Annotated in this window: 1 protein-coding gene; it reads left to right on the top strand. The window is 66.2% G+C overall.

Going from position 1 to position 452, the window contains the following annotated elements; genetic code table 11:
• The coding region (locus tag ACLF6P_RS18415) for a carboxyl transferase domain-containing protein (protein ID WP_415951561.1) at window positions 1–452 on the top strand (452 nt) is incomplete at both ends.

The raw sequence follows: 452 nt of genomic DNA, 5'->3' as shown, positions 1-452 counted from the left end.
CGGTTCGTCCAGATGTGTGATGCCTTCAACATCCCGATCGTCACTCTTCTGGACGTACCGGGCTTCCTGCCCGGTGTCGACCAGGAGCACGGTGGGATCATCCGGCACGGCGCCAAGCTGCTGTACGCGTACTGCAACGCGACCGTGCCGCGGATCTCCCTGATCCTGCGCAAGGCGTACGGAGGTGCCTACATCGTCATGGACTCCCAGTCCATCGGTGCCGACCTCACCTACGCCTGGCCCACCAACGAGATCGCGGTGATGGGCGCCGAAGGCGCCGCCAACGTCATCTTCCGCCGGCAGATCGCGGCGGCCGACGACCCCGAGGCGATGCGGGCGCGGATGGTCAAGGAGTACAAGGCCGAGCTGATGCACCCGTACTACGCGGCCGAACGCGGCCTCGTCGACGACGTCATCGACCCCGCCGAGACCAGGTCCGTCCTGATCTCCTC

This window comes from Streptomyces lothianensis (assembly GCF_047779955.1).
Taxonomy (GTDB): domain Bacteria; phylum Actinomycetota; class Actinomycetes; order Streptomycetales; family Streptomycetaceae; genus Streptomyces.
Note: the sequence above shows the minus strand (reverse complement) of the source record. Positions and strands in the feature narration are given on the sequence as shown.